The sequence below is a fragment of the Nocardia sp. BMG111209 genome (assembly GCF_000381925.1).
Taxonomy (GTDB): domain Bacteria; phylum Actinomycetota; class Actinomycetes; order Mycobacteriales; family Mycobacteriaceae; genus Nocardia.
Genome location: NZ_KB907308.1, coordinates 1,188,017 through 1,209,308, shown reverse-complemented (window position 1 = coordinate 1,209,308; position 21,292 = coordinate 1,188,017). Strand labels below are relative to the sequence as shown.

Below are 21,292 nucleotides of genomic sequence, written 5' to 3'. Positions count from 1 at the left end.
TCACTTTCCTTCCGCGGCTGCGTTGTTCGCTGCGATGGCCATCGCGAAGCTGCGGCCGATGTGGTCGGCCTGTCCCGAGGGCACCGGCGGCAGCTGCCACGAGTTGTCGGTGTTGCGGATTTCGTCGATGCGGGCGGCGACGTCGTCGACCGTCCACGAGGGCTGGTACACGCCCGGGGTCTCGGCGATATAGGCGCGGGCCACCCGGCCCGCGATGGCGATCAGCATTTCGCCGGTCAGAGTGCAGGATTCGTGCGCGAGATAGGCCACGGCGGGGGCGACCAACTCGGCGCGCATATCCGGATAGGCCGAGGTGTCGATGCCCTCGGCCATCCGGGTCAGCGCCGAGGGCAGGATCACGTTGGAGTTGACCCCCACCGCGGCGCCCTCCAGCGCGATGATGTTCGACAGCCCGATCGCGCCGGCCTTCGAGGACGCATAGTTGGCGCACGCCTGCGCGCCGTAGATGCCGCCGATCGAGGAGGTCAGCACGACCCGGCCGTACCCGGCCTTCGCCATGTGCGGGAACGCCGCTCGCGAGACGTGGAACGCGCCGCGCAGGTGCACGTCCAGTACGGCGTCGAAATCCTCGTAGCTGAGCTCGGTCAGCAATCCGTAGCGCACGTTGCCGGCGTTGTGGATCAGGATGTCGATGCGCCCGTACGTGTCCAGCGCGGTGTCGATGATCTCCTGTCCGCCGGCGGCGGTCGCCACCGACGCGGTGGAGGCGACCGCCGCACCGCCCGCCGCCTCGATCGCGTCGACAACCTCTGCGGCGACGTTCTTCTCGACGGTGTCACCGCGCATGGTGCCGCCGGCGTCGTTGACGACCACCTTGGCGCCACGGGAGGCGAGCAGTTCGGCGTACGAGCGCCCCAACCCTCGCCCGGCACCGGTGATCACGGCGACACGGTCGTCGAATCTGAGTTCGGACAACGAAAATTCCTCTCACACAATGGTTCCGGTCGGGGTGGCGATCACTCGCTGAGGGTCATGCCCTTGAGCTCGCCGGCGTCGCGCCATCCCTGGAGCAGTTCCTCGAGGACGTAGAAGCCGCCCCAGAACGGATCACCCAGGAACGAGCGGCCGTTCGGCTCACCCTCGCTGTTGTAGTAGCCGGGGGTGCACTCGGAAGTGAACTGGCTGTTGTCGATCGAGTACGTGCGTACCGTCTGGACCCAGCCCTCCTCGGCTTCCTCGGTGGGCTCCACCACTTTCGCGCCGCGGGCCACCGTCTGGCTGATGATGTACGCGATGTGATCGGCCTGCTGCTCGAACATCAGCGTGGTCGCCGCGGTGACGCCGCCCTGGATGAATCCGGTGGCGAAGTAGTTCGGGAAGCCGTGCGCCGTGACGCCGTGCAGGGTGCGGAAACCCTTGCCCCAGTGCTCGTACAGCGACTGCCCGCCGCGGCCGGCGATCGGCTTGATGTCGAGCTGACGCTCGAGCGCGGTGGTGATCTCGAAGCCGCTGGCGAACACGATCGCGTCGACCTCGTACTCGACACCGTTGGCGACGACACCCTTCTCGGTGATGCGCTCGACGCCCTTCTGCTCCGAGACGTCGACCAGGGTGACGTTCGGGAGGTTGAAGGTCGGCAGGTAGTCGTCGTTGAAGACGGGCCGCTTGCACATGTTGCGGTAGTACGGCTTCAGCGTCTCCGCGGTCTGCGGATCCTGCACCACCTCGGCGATGCGCTGCCGCAGCCGCTCCATCGACCGGTAGTCCTCGATCTCCTTGAGCTCGAGGAACTTCAGCGGATCCGCCAGCGCGGCCCAGCCGTTGGTGGCGTCCAGCTTGGCGGCCAGGTTGCGCGCGACCTCGGTCCAGCCGTCGCAGATCAGGTCCGGCTCACCGGGGGAGTAGAACGCGAACGCGGCGTTGTGGAAGTTGCGCTGCCGCGCGGCCCGCCAGCCCGGGGTCAGGGATTTCACCCATTCCGGATCGGTGTCGTAGTTGTCGCGCTCGAAGATGTAGGACGGCGTGCGCTGGAATACGGTGAGCTGCTTCGCGCCCCGCGCCAGATGCGGAACCACCTGCACGCCACTGGCGCCGGTGCCGATCACGGCGATCTTCTTGTCGGCGATCCGGTCCAGTCCGCCGTGCAGATCGCCGCCGGTGTACTCGTAGTCCCACCGCGCGGTGTGGAAGGTGTGACCCTTGAAATCCTTGATGCCGGGGATACCGGGCAGCTTCGGACGGTTGTACGGGCCCTGGCACATCACGACGAAACGCGCGCGGATCTCGTCGCCGCGGTTGGTGCCGATCCGCCAGCGCTTGATCTCCTCGTCCCAGGCCAGCGAGCGGACCAGGGTGTGGAAGATCGCGTGCTCGTACAGGCCGAAATGCTTGCCGATGCGCTGCGCGTGCTCGTAGCACTCGTCGCCGTGGGAGAACCGCTCCTTGGGCATGAAGCCGGTCTCTTCGAGCAGCGGGAGGTAGCAGTACGAGTCGGAGTCGACCTGGATGCCCGGGTAACGATTCCAGTACCAGACGCCACCGAAGTCACCGCCGAGTTCGACGATCTTGAAATCGGTGACCCCGGCCTGCTGCAACCGGTGCGCGGTGATGAGTCCGGAGAAACCGCCGCCGAGGATCACGACCTCGATCTCGTCGGTGATCGGATCGCGCGGGGTCACCGGGGTGTGCGGATCCGCCTCGTAGAAATCGGCGAATTCGTCCTCGGCCTCGAGGTACTGCTGCTGACCCTCCGGCCGCAGGCGCTTGTCCCGCTCGGCGAGGTACTTCGCGCGCAGGGCTTCCTGGTCGACGTCGGGGGTCTGCGTGGGTGCGCAGTTCTGCATTCGAAATCCTTTGTTGCTGAAGAAAAAGTCGGCGTTACACGAAGTCGCGTGGTTCGCCGGTGCCCATATAGGAGGCCAGGTTGTGGTGCAGGCTCACCACGGTGCGCTCGCGGTACGGATTGGGCTTGGGGCCGGAGAATCCGCGCGATTTCATGCCCTGCTGCACCGCGGCCATGTTGTCGAAATCCTGGGGCAGGACGGTGCGCCAGCCCGGATCACCGACCGGTGTGTAGATCCATTCCGTCTCCGGTTCCTCGCCGGGCGGGAACAATTCGAAGACCGCGGCCTCGAAGATGCACTTGTCCGGGTCGTAGCCGTAGGGCCGGAATCGGTAGCACAGCATGTTGTTGACCGCGTGGCCGATCTGGAAATTGGGGAAGATCTGCCAGGACGTGCCGCTCTTGGCGACCGTCTCCGGATCGACGGTCGGCCAGATGACGCCGCGCTCGGCGTCCTCCTTGCGGCAGGTGTCGAGCCAGTACCGCAGCACCTCGCCCGGCGGGGTGTCCGCCGGCAGTTCGTCGGCGAGCCGATTCGCCACCTCGACCATCGTCTCGGTGGTGTTGGTGTTGGCGTTCTCCCAGGTGAAATTCTGCAATTGCGCGGTCGACAGCCGGGCGTCCGCCCCGCTGCCGATACGCAGCTTGCCCTGGTTCTCCTCCATACCCTTCGGCGCGTCGTAGCCGATATTGCTGTGCAGGCCCTGGTTACGTCCCCAGCCGAGGAAATTGCCGAAATTCATGAATTCCGGATGGGTGTAGGGGACGTGGTAGGTCTCCATGAACGCCTCGAAGGCGACCTTCCAGTTGCAGTCGAAGGTCAGCCAGCGCCGCCACCGGTACCGCATGTTCTCGAGCTGGAACGGGTCCAGCAGCGAGGCCGCCGGCTCCAGATATTCGCGCAGCGGAACGCAGTCGGGATCCATGTTCAGCCAGACCCAGCCACCCCAGGTGTCGACCTGGACGGGATTGAGCCGATCGTTGCGGTCGTTCAGACCGCAGGTCCAATCCTCGCGTTCGGGGACGAAGGTGTTCTGGCCCTCCAGGTTGTAGCGCCAGCCGTGGAATCCGCAGACGAATTGCTTGCGCTGCCCGCGGGCGTCGTGCGCGCCCGGAGGAGTGTCGACCAGCCGCCGGCCCCGGTGCGCGCAGACGTTGTAATACGCGCGGATGGTGTCGTCGGCGGTCCGCACCAGCAGGAACGACTCGTTCTGGATCTCGTAGGTGAGGAAATCCCCGATTCGCGGCAATTCCTCCACCCGGCAGACCTGCTGCCACACCTTGGACCAGAGTTTGTCGGCTTCGGCGCGGGCGTACTCCTCGGAGACGTACGCTTCCACGCCGATCGTCATCGGGCTCGACAGCGGCTCGGCTGCTGCGGAAACGTTTTCGATGGTTTCGGTCATGGCTTCTCCCGGTGGATTCAGCGCGTGGTGGCGGCGCGGCAGCCCGCGCCGTGCTGGGTCGGTTTCGTAAGTTGTTCGCAGGCAGAGGATTTCGCGTACCTCGCGAAACTCTGCGCCGGGCGGCCGACGCCGGTGCCGATGCGATCACCGGAATCGGAGCAGTCGGCCGCCACGACCTCAGGCCTCCGCCCGCAGCGCCAGCACGCTGCCCTCGGCGTCGGCGGACACGTACACGGTGCCGTCCGGCCCGGCGGTGATGCCGGTGAACGGACCCTGCGGACCGGAGAACGGCTGCACGCCCAGCAGCGGCTTGGCCGTGACCCCGGGAGGCGCGCCCACCGGCAGGTTCGACGCCAGCGTCTGCCGGGTCTTGGTGCCGAGATCCACGCTGATCAGATCCTTGGAACCGGCGTCGACGACGAGCAGCTGCCCGCCGCGCACCAGCAGCCCGTGCGGGGTCTGCAGGCCGTCGACGAGCGTGTCGACCTTGCCGTTGACGATGGACACCACCCGGCCGGCGCCCGACTCGGCCACCAGGACCGCGTCGTCGGGTCCGAAGGCCACGCCGACGGGCTGGTTCAGCCCACTGGCGAGCGTCTCGACCTGTCCCGCGCGCAACGCCAGAACCCGTCCGGCGGCGCCGAATTCGGTGACCACGATGCGGCCGTCCGATCCGGTCGCGATGCCGTAGGGCTGGTCGATGCCGTCGGCGAGGACCTCGGTCTCCTCCTTGGCGGGCCGGTAGACGGCGACCGTGCCGGCGGCGGTGGAGACGAGGAATTCGTCCGTGCCGGTGGCGATCACGCCACGGATCGGGCCGGGGTAGTTGGGCGTGAACAACATTCCCAGCGCCTCGGGGGTACCGGAGCGCAGCGCGTACAGGTGGGTGCCGTCGGCGATGTACAGCACGCCGTCGGGCCCGACGGTCAGATCCAGCGGCCAGCTCAGGCCACCCGGCAGGGTGGTGCTGGTCTCGCCGGAGGCGAGGATCTCGGTGATCTCGCCGGTGAAGTTCGAGACGTACAGCCGGTCACCGATGAACGTGCAGTTGTCCAGGCCCGGAGCGAGATTCGCGAGCACCCGGCGGTCGCCGGTGCGCGGATCGATCCGCAGGACCTGTCCGGACCCCGCCTGGGTGGAGACGATGTTTCCGTTGGGATCGAATTTCACCGAGTCGGGGCCGGCGAGGTCGCCGACGACCCGTTCCGGTTCGCCCCCTTCGGGATCGATGCGCCAGATGTCGTTGGTGCCCATCACCGGGTAGTAGAGGTAGCCGTCCGGGCCGACCTCCATGGCGTTGGGCAACGGCAGGTTGTCCACCAGGATGCGCGGCGCGCCGCCGTCGAGCGGCAGCTCCATCAGGCGACCGCCCACCCGGCATTCGTTGACGAACAACCGGCCCTGGTACACGGTGATGCCGTTGGCGCCGGGCAGGTCGTCGCGCAGCAGCCGGGTGCTGCCGTCGGGGCCGCGCACGCTGACGCGGCCGTCGTAGTACTCGGTGGCGTAGAGGTTGCCGGCCGGGTCGAATGCGATGTCGTCCGGGGCGACGATATCGCCGCCCTTGGCGCTGATGGTCTCGATCTCGCCGGTGGCGGTGTCGAGTGCGCTGATCGTGCTGCCGCTGACCTGGGCCACGTAGATGCGGCCGTCCGGACCTGTTCTCAGTCCGTTGGCGCCGAAGAGCCGACTGGGCGGGGTGAGCCGCTCCACGCTCCAGCCCTCGGCAAGGGCGATCGAAGTTGTGCTGGCGTAACGCGCCCCTGGTGCCAAAGCGGGGCCTCCCATGCTGAAGAAGAACGTCGGTGTCCACGATGTGGCGACAGGGATTGATCCATGCGTTTCGTGACCCAGGCCACTATCGATGGGTCAGGCTACTTCAATCCTCACAAGGATAGCAATACTTGAAAAGGTGGCTGGTCGATGTCTAGACTGCGGCCCGGAACGGCGACACCCCGCCACCGGACGGCGACGGGGTGTCCAAAGCTGTTGCGGCAGTACTAGATTCGGGTACGTGGCCCGGTCCGGACCGCCTGCCGCGCCATCGCGGCGGAGGCATTGACAACACCGTCGTCGAAACGTTCGAGCACGATCGCCTGGGTGGCGATCAGGTGGGCGCGCGCCAGCCGCGACGCCTCGGCGGCATCTCCGTTCGCGATGGCCCCGGTGATTCGGCGATGCGCGTGCACCGCCTCGTCCGCCTCCGTGGTCGAGGGATATTCGCCGCGCCGGGTCAGCACCTCGGCCCACGCCTCTTCCTGCGCCGACCACAGCCGGGCCAGGCTCGACACCACGTAGCGCGTCGTGGCATTCGGCACGAACGAGATGATCAGATCGTGGTAGTCACGCGCGGAGTGGGTGAATTGTGCTCCCTCGCCGACGAATTCGACCGAGGAGTCGACGGCGGCCTCCAGGGCCGGCACCACCACCTCCAGCCGATCCGCGCGGCGCGCGCATTCGGCGGCGCACATCGGTTCCAGCATCTGCAGGCCGGCGGCCAGGTCGCCGAGCGTGACGCGGGCGCCCTGCAGGGCCAGGCCCAGGTGGTAGGCCGCCGACGATTCGTCGGGCCGGTGCACCTCGGCGCCGCCGACATTGCCGCGCCGCACCGTGACCAGGCCCTCGGTCTCCAGGATGCGCAATGCCTCCCGGATCGAGGGGTAGCTGACGCCGAACTCCTTGACCAGCTGGTCCTGGGTGGGCAGCCGATAGTCGTCGTCGCCGGCGAGGATCCGCGTGCGCAATTCCGCCGCGACCGTCTCCGCGATGCGGCGCTGCGGAATGCGGCCGCGACGGGCCGTCGTCACGCAGTCCGCCTGTCGGTCATGTGTCGGAGTCTAACCATCACCGAACGAGCGTTACAAATATTGCCATCCTTACAATGATTAACGTAATGTGCGGCCCATGGACTTCACAATGGGTGAGGCCGCCACCGTCCTCCGCGGTGAGCTGCGCCGTCTGGTGAAGGAGCAGATTCCCCCCGGCTATCTCGGCGCCTTCACCGATGACCCGGCGGATCTGGAAGTGGCCCAAAGCTTTTCGCGGCTGCTCGCCGAACACGGACTGCTCTGCGCGGCCTGGCCCGAGGAGTTCGGCGGCCGCGGCACGTCGATCTGGGAGCAGACGGCCGTGCGCGAGGAGATGTGGGCGCATCACGAGCCGCGCGGCGCGCAGTACATGGGTGTGAACTGGGTCGGGCCGACGATCATGCGGCACGGTTCCGAGGAGCAGCAGCGTAAGCATCTGCCGCCGATCGCGCGTGGTGAGGTGATCTGGTGTCAGGGCTTCAGTGAGCCGGACGCGGGTTCGGATCTGGCGTCGCTGCGGACCTCGGCGCGTCGTGACGGTGACGGCTGGCTGGTGTCCGGGCAGAAGATCTGGACCTCCTACGCCACCATGGCCCAGTGGTGCTTCCTGCTCGTCCGCACCTCGCGCGAGGAGCGGAAACAACAGGGGCTCACCGTCTTTCTGCTGCCCATGTCCGATCCCGGCATCGAGGTGCGGCCGATCCGCGCGATGCTCGGGCCGCACCACCTCAACGAGGTGTTCTTCGACGGGGTCCGGGCGACCGAGGCCGACGTCCTCGGCACGGTCGGCGACGGCTGGCGGGTCGTGCAGGAGGTGCTGGCGTTCGAACGGGTCGGCATCGCCCGGTACGCGCGCTGCGAGCGACTGCTGACCGCCGCCCCCGAGGTGCTCGGCGACCGCTGGGAGACCCTGCCCGACGAACTGCGCGGCCGCTGGGCGCGGATGCTGACCCACTGCCGCCGCGCGCGACTGCTGGCCTATCAGGTGCTGTCGTTGCAGAGCTCCGGCCGGGTCGCCCCCGCCGATGCCGCCGTCTACCGGATCGCGGTGACCAAGCTCGATCAGGACAGCGCGGCCGTGCTGTCGGAGATCGCCACCTTCGCGGCCGCGGGCGACGAGCCGGACCGGCAGTTCCGCCGCGCGGTGGAGGACCACTGGAAATACGCGCACGCCGCCACCGTCGCCTCCGGCAGTATCGAGATGCAACGGATCCTGCTCGCCCGATCCCTGTTGGCGCCGACGTGAACCGCGAATTCCCGCAACGACTTTCGCGATCCGGCGACCCGAGCGTGCCCCGCCCGAAGGGGGAGAACCAGTGAACATCGAACTGTCCCAGGAAGCAACGGAATTCGGCCTGCAGGCGCGGCGCGCACTCGAGTCCGCCGGCGGCGACGAACTGGTGCAGCGGGCCGAGCGGGATCCGGCCGGCCGTGCCGGACTCGTGGATCCGGTGCTGCGACGACTCGGCGCCTGGGAGCTCGCGCCGCGCGAGGATGCCACGGAACTGGAAGCCGCTGCCGCGCTGTGCCGTTCGGCCGGTTACTGGGCCCTCCCGTATCCCGTGGCCGAACGTCTCGCGCGACCCGCCGATGCCGACGGGCTGATCGTGATCTCCACCCGCGAACCCGTCGGCGTGGTGGCCGGACTCGACTCGGGTTGGGCCACGATCACTCTGGCGGAGGAACCCGGATCCGCGACCGCCCGGCCCGCCGAGACCGCACCGCGTGATTCGGCGTTCGTGACCGCGCTCGACGTGCGACCCGCCCGGCGTGATCCGGCGGGCGATCTGGCGCTGGGCCTGCTGCTGCCGTGCTGGACCCTGCTCGGCATGCTGGACCGCGCCATCGATCTCGCTCGCTCGCACGTGACGGTGCGTGAGCAGTTCGGCCGTACCCTCGCGGAGTTCCAGGGGGTGCAGTTCCAATTGACCGATGCCGCAGTGGAACACCGCGGCGTGGAGATGCTGGCGCGGTACGCGCTGTGGAGTTTCCAGACCGGGAGTGCGGACGCCGTCGACGATGCCCTGTCGCTACGGCTGGCCGCGATCGAGGCCGCCGACATCGTCTTCCGGGTCTCCCATCAATTGCACGGCGCCCTGGGCTTCTGCGACGAGTCGCCCCTGTCGTGGCTGTCCCGGTACAGCCGGCCGCTGCGCCGCCTGCCCACCGGCCTGTCCGAGACGCGCGACGAACTGACCCGGCGTCTGGGGCGGCACGGGCTCACGGGGTTGTTCAGCGACTCCGTGCAGAGTAAGAGCGCATGAATTCCGTTGTCCGAGCAGTAGGGGTGACCGCGTGAAGTATGACCTTCCCGATGAGTTGATCGTGGAGTGTGAGGGTCCGGTGCGGACGGTGGTTTTGAATCGTCCGGGTGAGTTGAATGCGGTGAACGAGCGGCTGCATTGGGGTTTGGCGAATGTGTGGCGGCAGTTGGCGATGGACGCCGAGGCGAAGGTGGTGATCGTCACCGGTGCCGGTCGGGCGTTCTCGGCTGGTGGTGATCTGGATTGGATCACTTCGTTTCTGGAGGATCCGATCGCGCGGGATGAGAGTGTGCGTGAGGGTGCGCAGATTGTGGAGGAGATGTTGCGGTTTCCGTTGCCGGTGATCGCGGCGGTGAATGGTGCGGCGGTGGGGTTGGGGTGCAGTGTGGCGGTGTTGAGTGATGTGGTGTTGATGTCGGAGCGGGGGTCGTTGGCGGATCCGCATGTGGCGGTGGGTTTGGTGGCTGGTGATGGTGGTGCGGCGTTGTGGCCGTTGCTGACGCCGATCATGCGGTCGCGGGAGTTCCTGTTCACCGGTGATCGGATCGATGCGGTGACGGCGGTGCAGCTGGGGCTGGCGTCGCGGGTGGTTCCTGCGGATGAGTTGTTGGGGGAGGCGCGGGTGTTGGCTGGTCGGTTGGCGGGGCAGCCGGTGGAGGCGTTGCGGGGGACGAAGCGGGTGGTGAACATGTATTTGTCGCAGGCGTTGGCGGGTCCGTTGCAGGCGGGGTTCGCTGCGGAGGTGGTGTCGATGCAGTCTGCCGAGCATCGGGAACGACTGCTGGCGTTGCGGCAGCGGACGAGCAACCGATGAGGGCCGGGCAGCGGGCCGTGGCGGTGGAGGCCGGTGGCGGGAGGAAGTGCCGCGATGAGTAGCACGGTGACCGGGGATTTCCGTGCGGGGGTGCGGGAGTGGTGCCGATCGAATGTGCCGTCGCAGTGGCGGTCGGCGCAGACCGGTGTCTCCGATACGGAGTTCGTGGCGTTCCAGCAGGAGTGGTTCCGGACGTTGCGGTCGGGTGGGTTCGCGGTTCCGCACTGGCCGAAGGAGTTCGGTGGGGGGATGACCGTCCCGGAGCAGGTTGTGCTGTATCAGGAGTTGGCTGCGGCGGATGCGCCGCGGTTGGTGCTGGCGTTCGTGGCGATTCATCATGCGGCGTCGACGTTGCTGGCCGCGGGGACCGAAGCGCAACGGCGGCGGCATCTTCCGGCGATCCTCGATGGTGAGATCTGGTGTCAGGGTTTCTCGGAGCCGGGTGCCGGATCGGATCTGGCGTCGCTGCGGACCAGTGCGCGCCGCGAGGGTGACGAGTTCGTGGTCACTGGGCAGAAGTTGTGGGCCAGTGGTGCGCAGCATGCGGATTGGTGTCTGCTGCTGGCGCGGACGGACCCGGATGCGCCGAAGCGGAAGGGGATCTCGTATTTCCTGATGGATATGCGGTCTCCGGGGATCGATGTGCGGCCGATCAAGCAGGCGACGGGGGAGTCGCATTTCTGTGAGTTGTTTCTCGATCAGGTGCGGATTCCGGTGTCGCAGTTGATCGGTGCGGAGAACACGGGGTGGCAGGTGGCGCAGTCCACGTTGGGTGCGGAGCGTGGTTTGACCATGCTGGAGTTGGCCGAACGGCTCGGCAATGCCGGGTTCCGGTGGCTGGTCGAGGAATGCGGCCGGCCGCGACGTGATGGTGGTCGTCCGATCGATGATGCGGTGGTGGCCGATCGGCTCGCGGTGTTCGAGACGGAGATCGCGGGTCTGCGGTTGTTGTGCCGGGATGTGGTGGAGCGGCACGAGGCGGGGACCGCGGGTGCGGCGGACGCGTCGGTGGTGAAGCTGTTCTACAGCGAGTTGTTGCAGCGACTCACCGGTTTCGGTGCGGAGATCGGTGGGCTGGCCGCGCAGTCGGTGGTGGGTAAACCGTCCTCGGGCGGGTGGGAGTCCGGTGCGTGGGTGCTGGATTTCGTGGGGTCGTGGGAGTGGACCATTCCCGGTGGGAGCAGCGAGATCCAGCGGACCATCATCGGCGAACGCGGACTCGGCCTCCCCAGAGAACCGGCAGGTAACTGATGTCCGAAGATCTTTCCGAATTCCACGACGAACTGCGCACCGTCGCACGGGAACTGCTCACGGCCGATTCGGGGGCCGCGCTCGACCGGCGGCAACTGGCCCGCACCGGCTGGCTCGGCCTGGAGGCCGCGGACGAATACGACGGCGCGGAAGCCACTTTCGCCGAGGTCGCCGTGATCCTGCACGAATTCGGCCGCGCCGCCGCGCCCGGCCCGTACCCGACCGTGGCCGCCCTCGCCATCACCACCCTGGAACAACTGCAACCCAGCCCCGAACGCGATCGTCTGCTGCGCGACACCGTGGCGGGAGCCGCGACGCCGGTGCCGGTGTTCGACGCCGAACTGTTCGGCGCCCGGGACATCCCGGCGGAATCGGCACCGCGGTCATCCGGCGGGCCCGCCGGCGCCCCGGACATCCCGAGCGTCACGCCTTTTCGGCTCGTCCAGGCGGCCGGTGGCACGATCGTCCGTGGCACAGCGGATTTCGTGCTCGACGCGCCGGCGGCCGACCGCCTGCTGGTACTCGCCCTCGACGAGGGCGGAACTCCCGTGGTGGTACCCGTCGATCCGTCGGCCCCGGGTCTCACCGTGACCACCCGGCCGGTGGTCGACCTCACCCGCAGCATCGCCGAGGTCACGGCGGATGACGTTGCGGTGCAGGAGATCTGGCGTTTCGTCGACAATCCGTACGAAGCGCTGCGGTACCTCCGGGACCGGGCCGCCGTGGCCATCGCCTGCGACAGCCTGGGCCTGAGCGAAGCCATGCTCGACGCCACCGTCGACTATGCCCGCGTCCGTGAGCAATTCGGCCGGCCGATCGGCTCCTTCCAGGCGGTCAAGCACGCCTGCGCCGACATGCTGGTCCAGATCACGATCGCCCGCAAACTGGTCGACGCGGCAATCGACGGTCTGACCGACGAATCGGCGGACGGCGCCGCCGCGGCGATGGCCGCGTCCTACGCCTGCACCGCCGCCGTCGAGATCGCCGGTAAGGCAATGCAACTGCACGGCGGTATCGGCTACACCTGGGAGAGCGGCATCCACACCTATCTCAAACGCGCCATGCTGAACCGGTCGCTGTACGGATCACCCGCTGAACACCGCCGCCGCCTGTCGCGGCGCTATGCGTGAGGATGTGGCGAACCGCCCTCCGCGGTAACCGATTCGAGCTTTGGATCAGCGACCGGTCCAGCGCGGTGAGCGCTTCTCGGCGAAGGCCCGCGGACCCTCCTGCGCGTCGTCGCTGGTGTAGCAGTACTCGGCGGCGTGCCGCGCGGCCTGCAGGGCGGCGGAGCGACCCATTTCCGTTGCGAGCATGACGGTTTCGCGAGCCGCGCGCACCGACAGCGGCGCTCCCGCGAGCACGTCGGTGGCCAGCTCCAAGGCGACGGGCAGCAGATCCTCGGGTTCGGCGATCCGGTTGACCAGGCCGATCTCGTAGGCGCGCTGCGCGGTGATCGGCTTCCCGGTCAGCAGGATCTCCATCATGATCCGTTGCGGGATCATGTGGATCAGCGGCGAGGCCCACGGCGAACTACGGCCCACCTTCACCTCGGTGATCGCGAATCTCGCGGTACTGCTGGCCACGCACAGATCGCAGGCCTGCGCGATCATCCAGCCACCCGCGAAGGCGACGCCGTTCACCGCCGCGATGGTCGGCTTGGACAGCTCGATGGTGTCGTAGGGCAGCGGGAACATGTCGCGAGGGGGCACCCGCATCCCGGTCTCCACCATTTCCTTCAGGTCGCCACCGGCGCAGAACGCCTTCTCGCCGGCGCCGGTGAGGATCGCCACCCGCGCGTCGGGATCGTGTTCGAAACGGTCCCAGGCTTCGAACAGGCCCTCGCGCACATCCTTCGACAGACAGTTGCGCGTTTCGGGCCGGTTCAAGGTGATCACGGCGATGCCGTCGGGGCGCGCGTCGTAGACGACAGCGTCGGTCATCAGAAACCTCTCTGCTGGATCGTGTGAGCGGCCCGATCCAGATCCTCCCGGAAGTCGGGGTGCGCGATCGCGATCAGCCGGCGGGTGCGCTCGGCGAGATTCTGCCCGCGCAGTTCGGCGGCGCCGAATTCGGTGACGACGATGTCGACATCGCTGCGGGCGGTGGTCACCGGTCCGGACAGGGTCGCGGTGATCCGGCTGATCGTGCCGCCCTTCGCCGTCGCCGGTAGCGCGATGACGGCATGGCCGCCGGGGGAATTCGCTCCGGCGCGGACGAAGTCGACCTGCCCGCCGGTGCCACCGAGATACGCGGACCCGCTCTGTTCGGCGTTCACCTGCCCGGTGAGGTCGACCTCCATCGCCGAATTCAGGGTCACCAGATTGTCCAGCTGGGCCAGCACCGCCGGGTTGTGCGTGTAATCCGTGGTGCACATGCGGATTTCGGGATTGCGGTGGGCGAAGTCGTACAGGCGGCGGGTGCCGATCAGGGCACCGGTGATCGAGACGCCGGCGTCGATCCGCTTGCACGCGTTGGTCACCACGCCGGCCTCGGCCAGATCGACCAGGCCGTCACCGATCATGCCGGAGTGCACACCGAGATTGCGCCGGTCGTGCAACTGCCGCAGCAGCGCGTCCGGCACCGCACCGACGCCGGTCTGCACGACCGCGCCGTCCTCGATGTAGGCGGCGGCGAATGTCGCGATGGCCGTGTCGGTTTCGCTGATCCGGGCCGGCGGCACCTCGACCGGCGGCCGCGAGACATGTACCGCGTAGTCGATTCGCGCGGCGGGCAGGCGCTCGCCGAGGGTGAACGGCACCTGATCGTTGACCTCCGCCACCACCACCCGCGCGGATGCGACCGCCGCCAGGACGTGATCGCTGATCAGGCCGAGGCTGTGGTTGCCGTCCGCGTCGGCGGGGCTCACCTGTACGAAAGCCACTTCGCAGCCGAGGATTCCGGCCTCGATCATGGGCCCGACCCGGCTGACGTGACAGGGCACCACCGCGAGCCGATGTTCCTTCGCCAGTGTGCGCAGGGTGCCGATCGCACCCATGCTCGACAGCGCGAAACTGTCGGTGGCGGACGGGGTGAAGATGCCGGAGAAACTGGTCGCCACGAAAACCGACAGCCCGCCGATGTCGCGGCCCTGCGCGATCAGCGCCTCCAGCAGGGTGGTCGGCTCCCCGCACGCCTGCCCGACCACGATGCGATCGCCCGGTCGCACGAAATGCGCCAATTCCACGGCGGTTTCGGGCAGTACGGTCGGGGTGCTCATCGCGGTCCCCAGCCGTCGGCGAGGTCGTCGGTGTGCTCACCGAGCCGCGGCGCCGGCCCGGCCACATGGCCGGGAGTGCGGGAGAACCAGGTCGGCGGGCCGGGGAACCGCACGGGACCCTGTGGGGTGTCGACGGTTTCGAAGAAGCCGACGGCGTTCAGGTGCGGATCCTCGAACAGATCGTCCAGGCTGCGTACCGGCGCCGCGGGAATGTCCAGCGATCGCAACAGATCCAGCCATTGCTGAGTGGTGCGCTCGGCGAACGTCTCACCCAGCAGCGCGTACACGGTGTCGATCTGCTTGGCCCGCTGCGCCAGGGTCGCGAACTGCGGACCGGCCCACGCGGGCTTCACCGCCTCCACGAACGCCGTCCACTGCTTGTCGTTGTAGACCAGCGCGCCGATGTGACCGTCCTTGGTGGCGTACGGCTTCCGGTTCGGCGCCAGCGCGCGCGGATATCCGGCCGGCGCCAGCGGCGGGGTGAACATCGCCCCGTTGGCGTGTTCGACGAGCATGAACGAGGCCATGGTCTCGAACATCGCGATCTCGACTTCCTGTCCCTCACCGGTGCGTTCACGGTGGAACAGCGCCATCATGGTGGCGTAGAGGGCGGTCAGCCCGGCCACCTTGTCGGCGAGAATGGTGCCGGCGTAACTGGTCTGCCCGGTCAATTGCTGTTGGACGTACGGCAATCCGCTCTCGGCCTGGATGGTGTCGTCGTAGGCGGTGCGGTTCGCGTCCGGCCCGCGGCGGCCGTAGCCGTAGCAATTCGTGTACACGACAGCGGGATTGATCGCCGCCACCGCCGGATAGTCGAAGCCCAGATCGGCGACCGCCTTGGCGCGCATGGAATGGATGAACACGTCCGCGTCGGCGATCAGCCCGCGCAACGCCTCCTTGCCGGCGGCCGATCGCAGGTCGAGCACCACGCTGCGCTTGCCGCGGTTCACGTTGACGAAGACGCCGCCGAGACCGGGCTCCGGGCCGACCGAGATGTAGCGGGTGTTGTCGCCGGCGGGGGGCTCGATCTTGACCACATCGGCCCCCATATCGGCCATGATCTGGGTGCAGTACGGGCCCATCACCATGGCGGTGAGGTCGACGACCCGCACTCCGGACAGTGGACCATGTGTCATTCGCGCCAGCCCCTCATGTCACTGCCTCCTATCCAATGAATCTTTGAAAGGATAGATCAAAACAGTGAATCTTTGTAAGGATAGTGATATCAAGGTTGCCGTGGAGAGCTTCACCGATCCGGGCGTGCCGGGCCAGGGCATCGCCCTCCCCGCGTCGATCGCCGCCGTGCTGGACACCGCCCTCGCGCGGCAACCCGATGCCCCCGCGATCGAGGCGGCCTCGGGCGTCTGGTCGTACGCCGAACTGGACGAACGGGCCGGACGGGCCGCGGGCGCGCTGTGGGAGCTCGGGGTGCGCCCCGGCGACCGGGTGGCGGCCTGCCTGCCCAACGACCTCGACATCGTCGCCGCATTCCACGGCTCGCAGCGCATCGGCGCGGTGTGGGCCGGGATCGGCGAGGCGCTCGCGGTGGGTGAACAACAGCAACTGCACGACACGATCGAACCCACCGTGGTCCTCGGCGGTCCGCGTTGCCTGCTGACCGGGCCCACCGTCGTGAGCCTCGACCGCTGGCTGGGCCTGTTGGACACGGCTGCCGCCGCGCCGGCCGTCACCGTGGATCTCGATGCCCCCGCCGGAATCGCTTTCACCAGTGGCACTTCCGGTGCGCCGAAGGCCGTGGTGCACAGTCAGCGCAACATGCTGCTGCCGGGTGCGGTCCTGGTCGCCACCCGCGGCTACGGGCCGGATCTGCGCAAGGGCGACAGCTTCCCGCTCACCATCCTCAACCTCGTCGTGCTGTCCACGCTGCTGACCGCCCAGGCCGGCGGCTGCGCGGTGATCATGAACCGCCGCGACGTCGACGGGGTCGCCGAGTGGATCACCGGCCGGCGCGTGACGGTGTGGAACGGCGCCCCCGCGCAGGTGTACGACCTCGCGCAGCGTCCGCAACTCGACCTGAGCTCACTGCGCGAGGTGTGGAGCGGCGGCGCCGACACCTCCGACGCGCTGCGCCGGAATTTCGCCGCGGCACACGGCCTGACCCCGCGCGCCACCTACGGCCTGACCGAGGCGCCGACGGTGGTCGCGATCGATCCGGCGGGCGAACGCTGGCAGCCCGGCACCGGCGGTCAGGTGCTGCCGCACCTGGACGTCGCCGCGTACGACGACGCCGGCCACCGGCTGGCCCCCGGCGAACTGGGCGAATTGCGCATCACCGCAACGACTTCCGGCCCGTACGCGAATCTGTGGCGGCCGATGCTCGGCTACTGGGCCGACGGTGGCGTACAGCCCGTCGACGCCGATCCGACCCAGACCGGCGATATCGGCACCGTCGACGACGAGGGCTGGCTCGCGGTCCTGGACCGCAAGAAGCTGGTCATCATCCGGGGCGGCGCGAACGTGTATCCGCTGGAGGTGGAACGGATCCTGACCGCCCATCCCGGCGTGGCGAAGGCCGCCGTCTACGGCATCCCGGACGACCGGCTCGGCCAGCGGGTCGCCGCCGTCGTCGAAACGGCCGGAACCGCAGTCGATTTCACCGCACTGGCCGAGTCGTGCCGCCGGGAGCTGGCGGGCTACAAGGTCCCCGAGCTGTGGTCACGGGTGCCGGATCTGCCGGTGAACGCGATGGGCAAGGTGGTGCGCCCCGGGCTCCCGGAATTCGTCGCCGCCCACCGCCTCACCGAGAACGCCGGGGAGTGACCATGCCGTCTCGCAGTGTCACGGACCTGTTCGCTCTGAACGGCCGCGTCGCGATCGTGACCGGCGGATCCTCCGGCCTCGGCGCCGCGACCGCCACCGCACTGGCCGAACTCGGCGCGCGGGTCGCCGTGGTCGCGCGCCGCAAGGACCGGCTGGCCGAACTCGCGGAGCGGATCGACGGCCTCGCCATCGCCTGCGATCTGTCGGACCCGGGCGCGGTCGCCGCGGTCGTCCCCGAGGTCGCCGAAACCCTCGGCCCCCCTGAGATTCTGGTGAACGCGGCCGGCAACCGGTTCTCCGAGGACCGCGCCGAATCCGAGCAACTGGCCGACATTCGCGCCACCATCGACCTGAACCTGGTGGCGCCGTTCCTGTTGTCCCAGGCGGTCTTCCCGCACATGTGTACCACCGGCCGCGGCAGCATCGTCAACGTCTCGTCGATCAGCGGCCGGGTCGGCGTCCCCGGCATTCCCCAAGCATCCTATGCCGCAAGCAAATTGGGCCTCTCCGGCCTGACCGCCGAACTGGCCGTGCAATGGGCCCGCCACTCGATCCGCGTGAACACGGTCGCCCCCGGCTTCTTCCGCAGTGAGATCACCGACGCCCTCTACGACAGCGAACGCGGCGGCGCCTACCTGCGCCGCAACACCCCGCTGCCGACCGAGGGCACCGCCGACGACCTGATCGGCGCGATCTCCTGGCTCGCGGGCGACGCCGCCCGCTACGTCACGGGCCAGACCATCGTGGTCGACGGCGGCTGGACGGCACGATAACCCCTGCCCGAGTGGCCTCCGGTAGCCGTACCCGCGCTACTGCGTAGCGCGGCAGCGTACCGACGCGGCGCGAAGTAAGCACCGCGGCAGGGGGTTTCGTGTCATGACACAGGGCTTCCAGCCGGAGCTTCGGTCCGTGCGGTGTGGTGCCCCGGTTACCGGCCCCGCTCACCGGAACGGGGTCGTGCGTGACGGAAGCCTTCGCCCGGGGATCTTCTCGGCTCGACGGCGACGTGCCTCCACCTGCTCGGGTGACCGTTCCACCTCGACGGCGCGCAGTGTTTCCTGCGTCTGTGCACTCATGGTTCGCCTTCCATGACCATCGCCAGCAAAGGTTCGACACGCATCGTCCGGGCCCACGCCGACGACGCGCAGGGTGAAGCTCGAGCCGACGTCACACCTCAGCGGCGCGTTCGGCAGACTGGTCGGCTGTGAGGCTGCCCGAATTACCCGACCTTCCCGTGCGGGAGGTGCTCGGCGATGTGGCGTCGGCGCTGACCGGCGCGGGTGCCGCGGTACTGGTCGCGCCGCCGGGCACCGGTAAGACGACGCTGGTGCCGCTGGCGCTCGCCGCGCGGACCGAAGGGAAGGTCGTGGTCGCCGAGCCCCGGCGGCTGGCGGCTCGGGCGGCGGCCGCGCGGATGGCGTCGCTGCTCGGCGAGCAGGTGGGTGAGACGGTCGGCTATTCGGTGCGCGGTGATCGCCGGGTCGGGCCGCGCACCCGGATCGAGGTGGTCACCTCCGGGCTGCTCGTCCGGCGTCTGCAGGGCGACCCGGAACTGGCGGGCGTGGACGTGGTGATGCTCGACGAATGCCACGAGCGGCATCTCGACGCAGACCTGCTGCTGGCGCTGCTGCTCGACGCCCGCGGCGGACTACGGCCGGACCTGCGCGTGCTCGCGACCTCCGCGACCGTGGCGGCGGACCGCTTGGCGGCGCTGCTCGGCGGCCCGGACCCCGCCCCCGTCGTCGAGGCGCACGCGCGCACCTACCCGGTGGAGCTCGCCTACACCCCCGCGCTGCCCCGCGAGCGATTCGAGGCGCGGGTGGCGCGAGCCACCCGCACCGCACTCGCCGAATCCGCCGGCGATGTCCTCGTCTTCCTCCCGGGAGCAGGCGAAATCCGCAGAGTCGCAGCGCTGTTGGGCGGCATCGGCGAGATCGACGTCCTCCCGCTGCACGGCCGCCTGCCCGCATCGGCACAGGACACCGCGCTGCGTGCGGGACCGCGGCGTCGTGTGATCCTGTCCACCGCGGTCGCCGAATCCAGCCTCACCGTGCCCGGTGTCCGGATCGTTGTGGACGGCGGCCTGGCCCGGGTACCACGAGTCGACCACCGACGCGGCCTGACAGGCCTTGCGACAGTACGGGTTTCGGCCGCCGTCGCCGAACAGCGCGCCGGCCGCGCCGGTCGCGAGGGACCCGGCCGGGCCTGGCGATGCTGGCCGGAGAACGAGCACGCGACCCTGCCCGCCTATCCGGAACCGGAGATCCGCACCGCCGATCTGACCAGGCTCGCACTGGAACTCGCCTGCTGGGGCACCCCCGACGGCAGCGGCCTGGCCTGGTGGGACCCACCGCCGACCGGCGCGCTGACCGCGGGCCGCGAGGTCCTCACCGCACTCGGCGCACTGGAGGGCGGCGAGGTCACCACTCGCGGCAGGCGCATGGCCGCATTGGGACTGCATCCCCGGCACGCGCGCGCACTGCTGGACGGCGCCGCCGAGATGGGAGCTCGCGCCGCGGCCGAGGTCGTCGCCGTCCTCGATGACGACACCCTGCTGCCCGGCACCGATCTGGTCGCCGGCCTGCGCACCCTGCGCGCCGATCGTCCCGACCGCTGGCGCCGCGAGGCGCAACGACTGGCCCGACTGCTCGACCGGGCCGAGCCCGGACGGCCCCCGCCGGACGACGCGCCGCTCCCCGAAGCACATGCACAGGCGAGTTCCACAGTCCCACCGAAGGATTCACCGCCACACGACGATCGGGCCGCTACCGCACGGCCCCGGTCCACGGTCGCGCCACTTCCCGGCGACCCGTCGCTGATCGTGGCATTGGCCTACCCGGAGCGCCTGGCACGCCGCCGGGCACCCGGCTCGGCGAGCTATCTGATGGCCGTCGGCACCGCGGTGACCCTCCCGCCCGGATCCGGTCTCGGCGACACCGAATGGCTCGCGGTGGCGGTCGCCGACCGGGATCCCGGGCGGGCCGAGGGCCGGATCCGGCTGGCCGCCGCCGCCGACGAGGAGCTCGCTCGGCGCGCGGCCCCGGCCCTGCTCACCACCACCGACGAGGTCGACTGGACCGACGGTGACGTGACAGCGCGGCGCGTGACCCGCCTGGGCGCGATCACCCTGTCCGACAAGCCGTTACGACAGCCGTCCACCGAGGCGCTGACGGCCGCCGTACGATCCGGCCTGCGGACCGAAGGACTCGCCCTGCTGCGCTGGTCGGACGACGCGGTATCACTGCGACAACGCATGGACTTCCTGCACCGCACCCTCGGCGCACCCTGGCCCGCGGTCGACGACGAGACACTGTCCGACGACAACACCTGGCTCGCAACCGAACTCGCGACCGCCCGCCGCCGCGCCGACCTGGCACGCATCGACGCCGGCCACGCACTGCGCCGCCTACTGCCCTGGCCCGCAGCCACCCGCCTCGACGAACTGGCCCCCGAACGCCTGGAAGTGCCCTCCGGCAGCCGAATTCGCCTCGACTACACCGCCGACCCACCGATCCTCGCAGTCAAGGTGCAGGAGATCTTCGGCTGGACCGAGACCCCACACCTGGCCGACGGCCGCATCGCACCGGTACTACACCTCCTGTCCCCGGCCCAGCGCCCGGTAGCGGTCACCGCGGACCTGAAGTCCTTCTGGCACACCGGCTGGCCCCAGGTCCGCGCCGACCTACGCGGCCGCTACCCGAAACACGCCTGGCCCGAAGACCCCACCACCGTCCCACCCCACCGCGGCACCGCCCGCAACGCCAAACGATGAGCGCTACGAGTCCCCTTGGGGCAGCAATGATCACTCCGAGACCGGCCGCGCACCGACAGGTTTTGTGTGAGTGCGCTGATAAGTCGCCGGGATCCTCTCCTACGGAACAGGTTTCGAACCCCCGTCCTCGAATGCCCTGCGAGCACCCGGGCGGTGCCTATCGGTCGAGCAGCG

At 69.0% G+C, this 21,292-nt stretch carries 16 protein-coding genes; 8 read left to right on the top strand and 8 right to left on the bottom strand.

Features of this window, described 5'->3' with window-relative positions:
* The 5 genes from G361_RS0129245 to G361_RS0129225 all read right to left on the bottom strand — a co-directional run bounded on the left by G361_RS0129245 (position 1) and on the right by G361_RS0129225 (position 7,016).
* The gene (locus tag G361_RS0129245; RefSeq protein ID WP_019930688.1) at positions 1-936 is read right to left on the bottom strand and encodes an SDR family NAD(P)-dependent oxidoreductase; all 936 of its coding nucleotides are present in this window, start codon (positions 934-936) and stop codon (positions 1-3) included.
* Between the two features lie 41 nt (positions 937-977).
* Complete coding sequence (locus G361_RS0129240; protein WP_019930687.1) at positions 978-2,804, bottom strand: NAD(P)/FAD-dependent oxidoreductase; 1,827 nt, start codon at positions 2,802-2,804, stop codon at positions 978-980.
* Positions 2,805-2,838: 34 nt separating this feature from the next.
* On the bottom strand, positions 2,839-4,209 hold the full coding sequence (locus tag G361_RS0129235) for an SRPBCC family protein (protein ID WP_019930686.1): 1,371 nt from the start codon (positions 4,207-4,209) through the stop codon (positions 2,839-2,841).
* Positions 4,210-4,386: 177 nt separating this feature from the next.
* A complete protein-coding gene (locus G361_RS0129230; RefSeq protein WP_026343645.1) occupies positions 4,387-5,997 on the bottom strand; it encodes an SMP-30/gluconolactonase/LRE family protein in 1,611 nt (536 codons plus the stop codon).
* A 212-nt stretch (positions 5,998-6,209) separates the two neighbouring features.
* The gene (locus G361_RS0129225) at positions 6,210-7,016 is read right to left on the bottom strand and encodes a FadR/GntR family transcriptional regulator (protein ID WP_019930684.1); all 807 of its coding nucleotides are present in this window, start codon (positions 7,014-7,016) and stop codon (positions 6,210-6,212) included.
* 97 nt (positions 7,017-7,113) lie between these two features.
* Here G361_RS0129225 and G361_RS0129220 point away from each other — a divergent pair, with 97 nt between their 5' ends.
* The 5 genes from G361_RS0129220 (at position 7,114) to G361_RS0129200 (ending at position 12,475) form a co-directional block, all read left to right on the top strand.
* Positions 7,114-8,262, top strand: coding sequence for an acyl-CoA dehydrogenase family protein (locus G361_RS0129220; protein ID WP_036495582.1), 1,149 nt, complete (start codon positions 7,114-7,116; stop codon positions 8,260-8,262).
* A gap of 70 nt (positions 8,263-8,332) precedes the next feature.
* Positions 8,333-9,280, top strand: coding sequence for an acyl-CoA dehydrogenase family protein (locus tag G361_RS0129215; RefSeq protein WP_019930682.1), 948 nt, complete (start codon positions 8,333-8,335; stop codon positions 9,278-9,280).
* Positions 9,281-9,311: 31 nt separating this feature from the next.
* Positions 9,312-10,094 carry an enoyl-CoA hydratase/isomerase family protein gene (locus tag G361_RS0129210; protein ID WP_019930681.1) on the top strand — a complete coding sequence of 261 codons (783 nt, stop codon included), beginning with the start codon at positions 9,312-9,314 and terminating at the stop codon, positions 10,092-10,094.
* Positions 10,095-10,148: 54 nt separating this feature from the next.
* Entirely contained in the window at positions 10,149-11,345 is a 1,197-nt protein-coding gene (locus G361_RS0129205; protein ID WP_036495580.1) for an acyl-CoA dehydrogenase family protein, read from the top strand.
* The gene (locus G361_RS0129200) at positions 11,345-12,475 is read left to right on the top strand and encodes an acyl-CoA dehydrogenase family protein (RefSeq protein WP_019930679.1); all 1,131 of its coding nucleotides are present in this window, start codon (positions 11,345-11,347) and stop codon (positions 12,473-12,475) included. The genes G361_RS0129205 and G361_RS0129200 overlap by 1 nt, the downstream gene beginning before the upstream one ends.
* Positions 12,476-12,520: 45 nt before the next feature.
* On the opposite strand, the gene G361_RS0129195 is transcribed toward G361_RS0129200, so the two are convergent.
* Genes G361_RS0129195 through G361_RS45305 form a run of 3 tightly spaced genes read right to left on the bottom strand, consistent with a single transcriptional unit; the run spans position 12,521 to position 15,701 of the window.
* Complete coding sequence (locus tag G361_RS0129195) at positions 12,521-13,288, bottom strand: enoyl-CoA hydratase/isomerase family protein (RefSeq protein ID WP_019930678.1); 768 nt, start codon at positions 13,286-13,288, stop codon at positions 12,521-12,523.
* Complete coding sequence (locus G361_RS0129190) at positions 13,288-14,565, bottom strand: acetyl-CoA hydrolase/transferase family protein (protein WP_019930677.1); 1,278 nt, start codon at positions 14,563-14,565, stop codon at positions 13,288-13,290. The genes G361_RS0129195 and G361_RS0129190 overlap by 1 nt, the downstream gene beginning before the upstream one ends.
* Positions 14,562-15,701 (bottom strand): CaiB/BaiF CoA-transferase family protein, encoded by a 1,140-nt coding sequence (locus tag G361_RS45305; protein WP_081635631.1) that lies wholly within the window; start codon positions 15,699-15,701, stop codon positions 14,562-14,564. Before G361_RS45305 ends, G361_RS0129190 begins: the two co-directional genes overlap by 4 nt.
* Before the next feature lie 100 nt (positions 15,702-15,801).
* Between G361_RS45305 and G361_RS0129180 the strand changes: the two genes are divergently transcribed.
* The 3 genes from G361_RS0129180 (at position 15,802) to hrpB (ending at position 21,118) form a co-directional block, all read left to right on the top strand.
* On the top strand, positions 15,802-17,346 hold the full coding sequence (locus tag G361_RS0129180) for a class I adenylate-forming enzyme family protein (RefSeq protein WP_019930675.1): 1,545 nt from the start codon (positions 15,802-15,804) through the stop codon (positions 17,344-17,346).
* A 2-nt stretch (positions 17,347-17,348) separates the two neighbouring features.
* Positions 17,349-18,119, top strand: coding sequence for an SDR family NAD(P)-dependent oxidoreductase (locus tag G361_RS0129175; RefSeq protein ID WP_036495579.1), 771 nt, complete (start codon positions 17,349-17,351; stop codon positions 18,117-18,119).
* A gap of 431 nt (positions 18,120-18,550) precedes the next feature.
* Entirely contained in the window at positions 18,551-21,118 is a 2,568-nt protein-coding gene (gene hrpB, locus G361_RS0129170) for an ATP-dependent helicase HrpB (RefSeq protein WP_196814657.1), read from the top strand.
* The last annotated feature ends 174 nt before the right edge of the window (positions 21,119-21,292 follow it).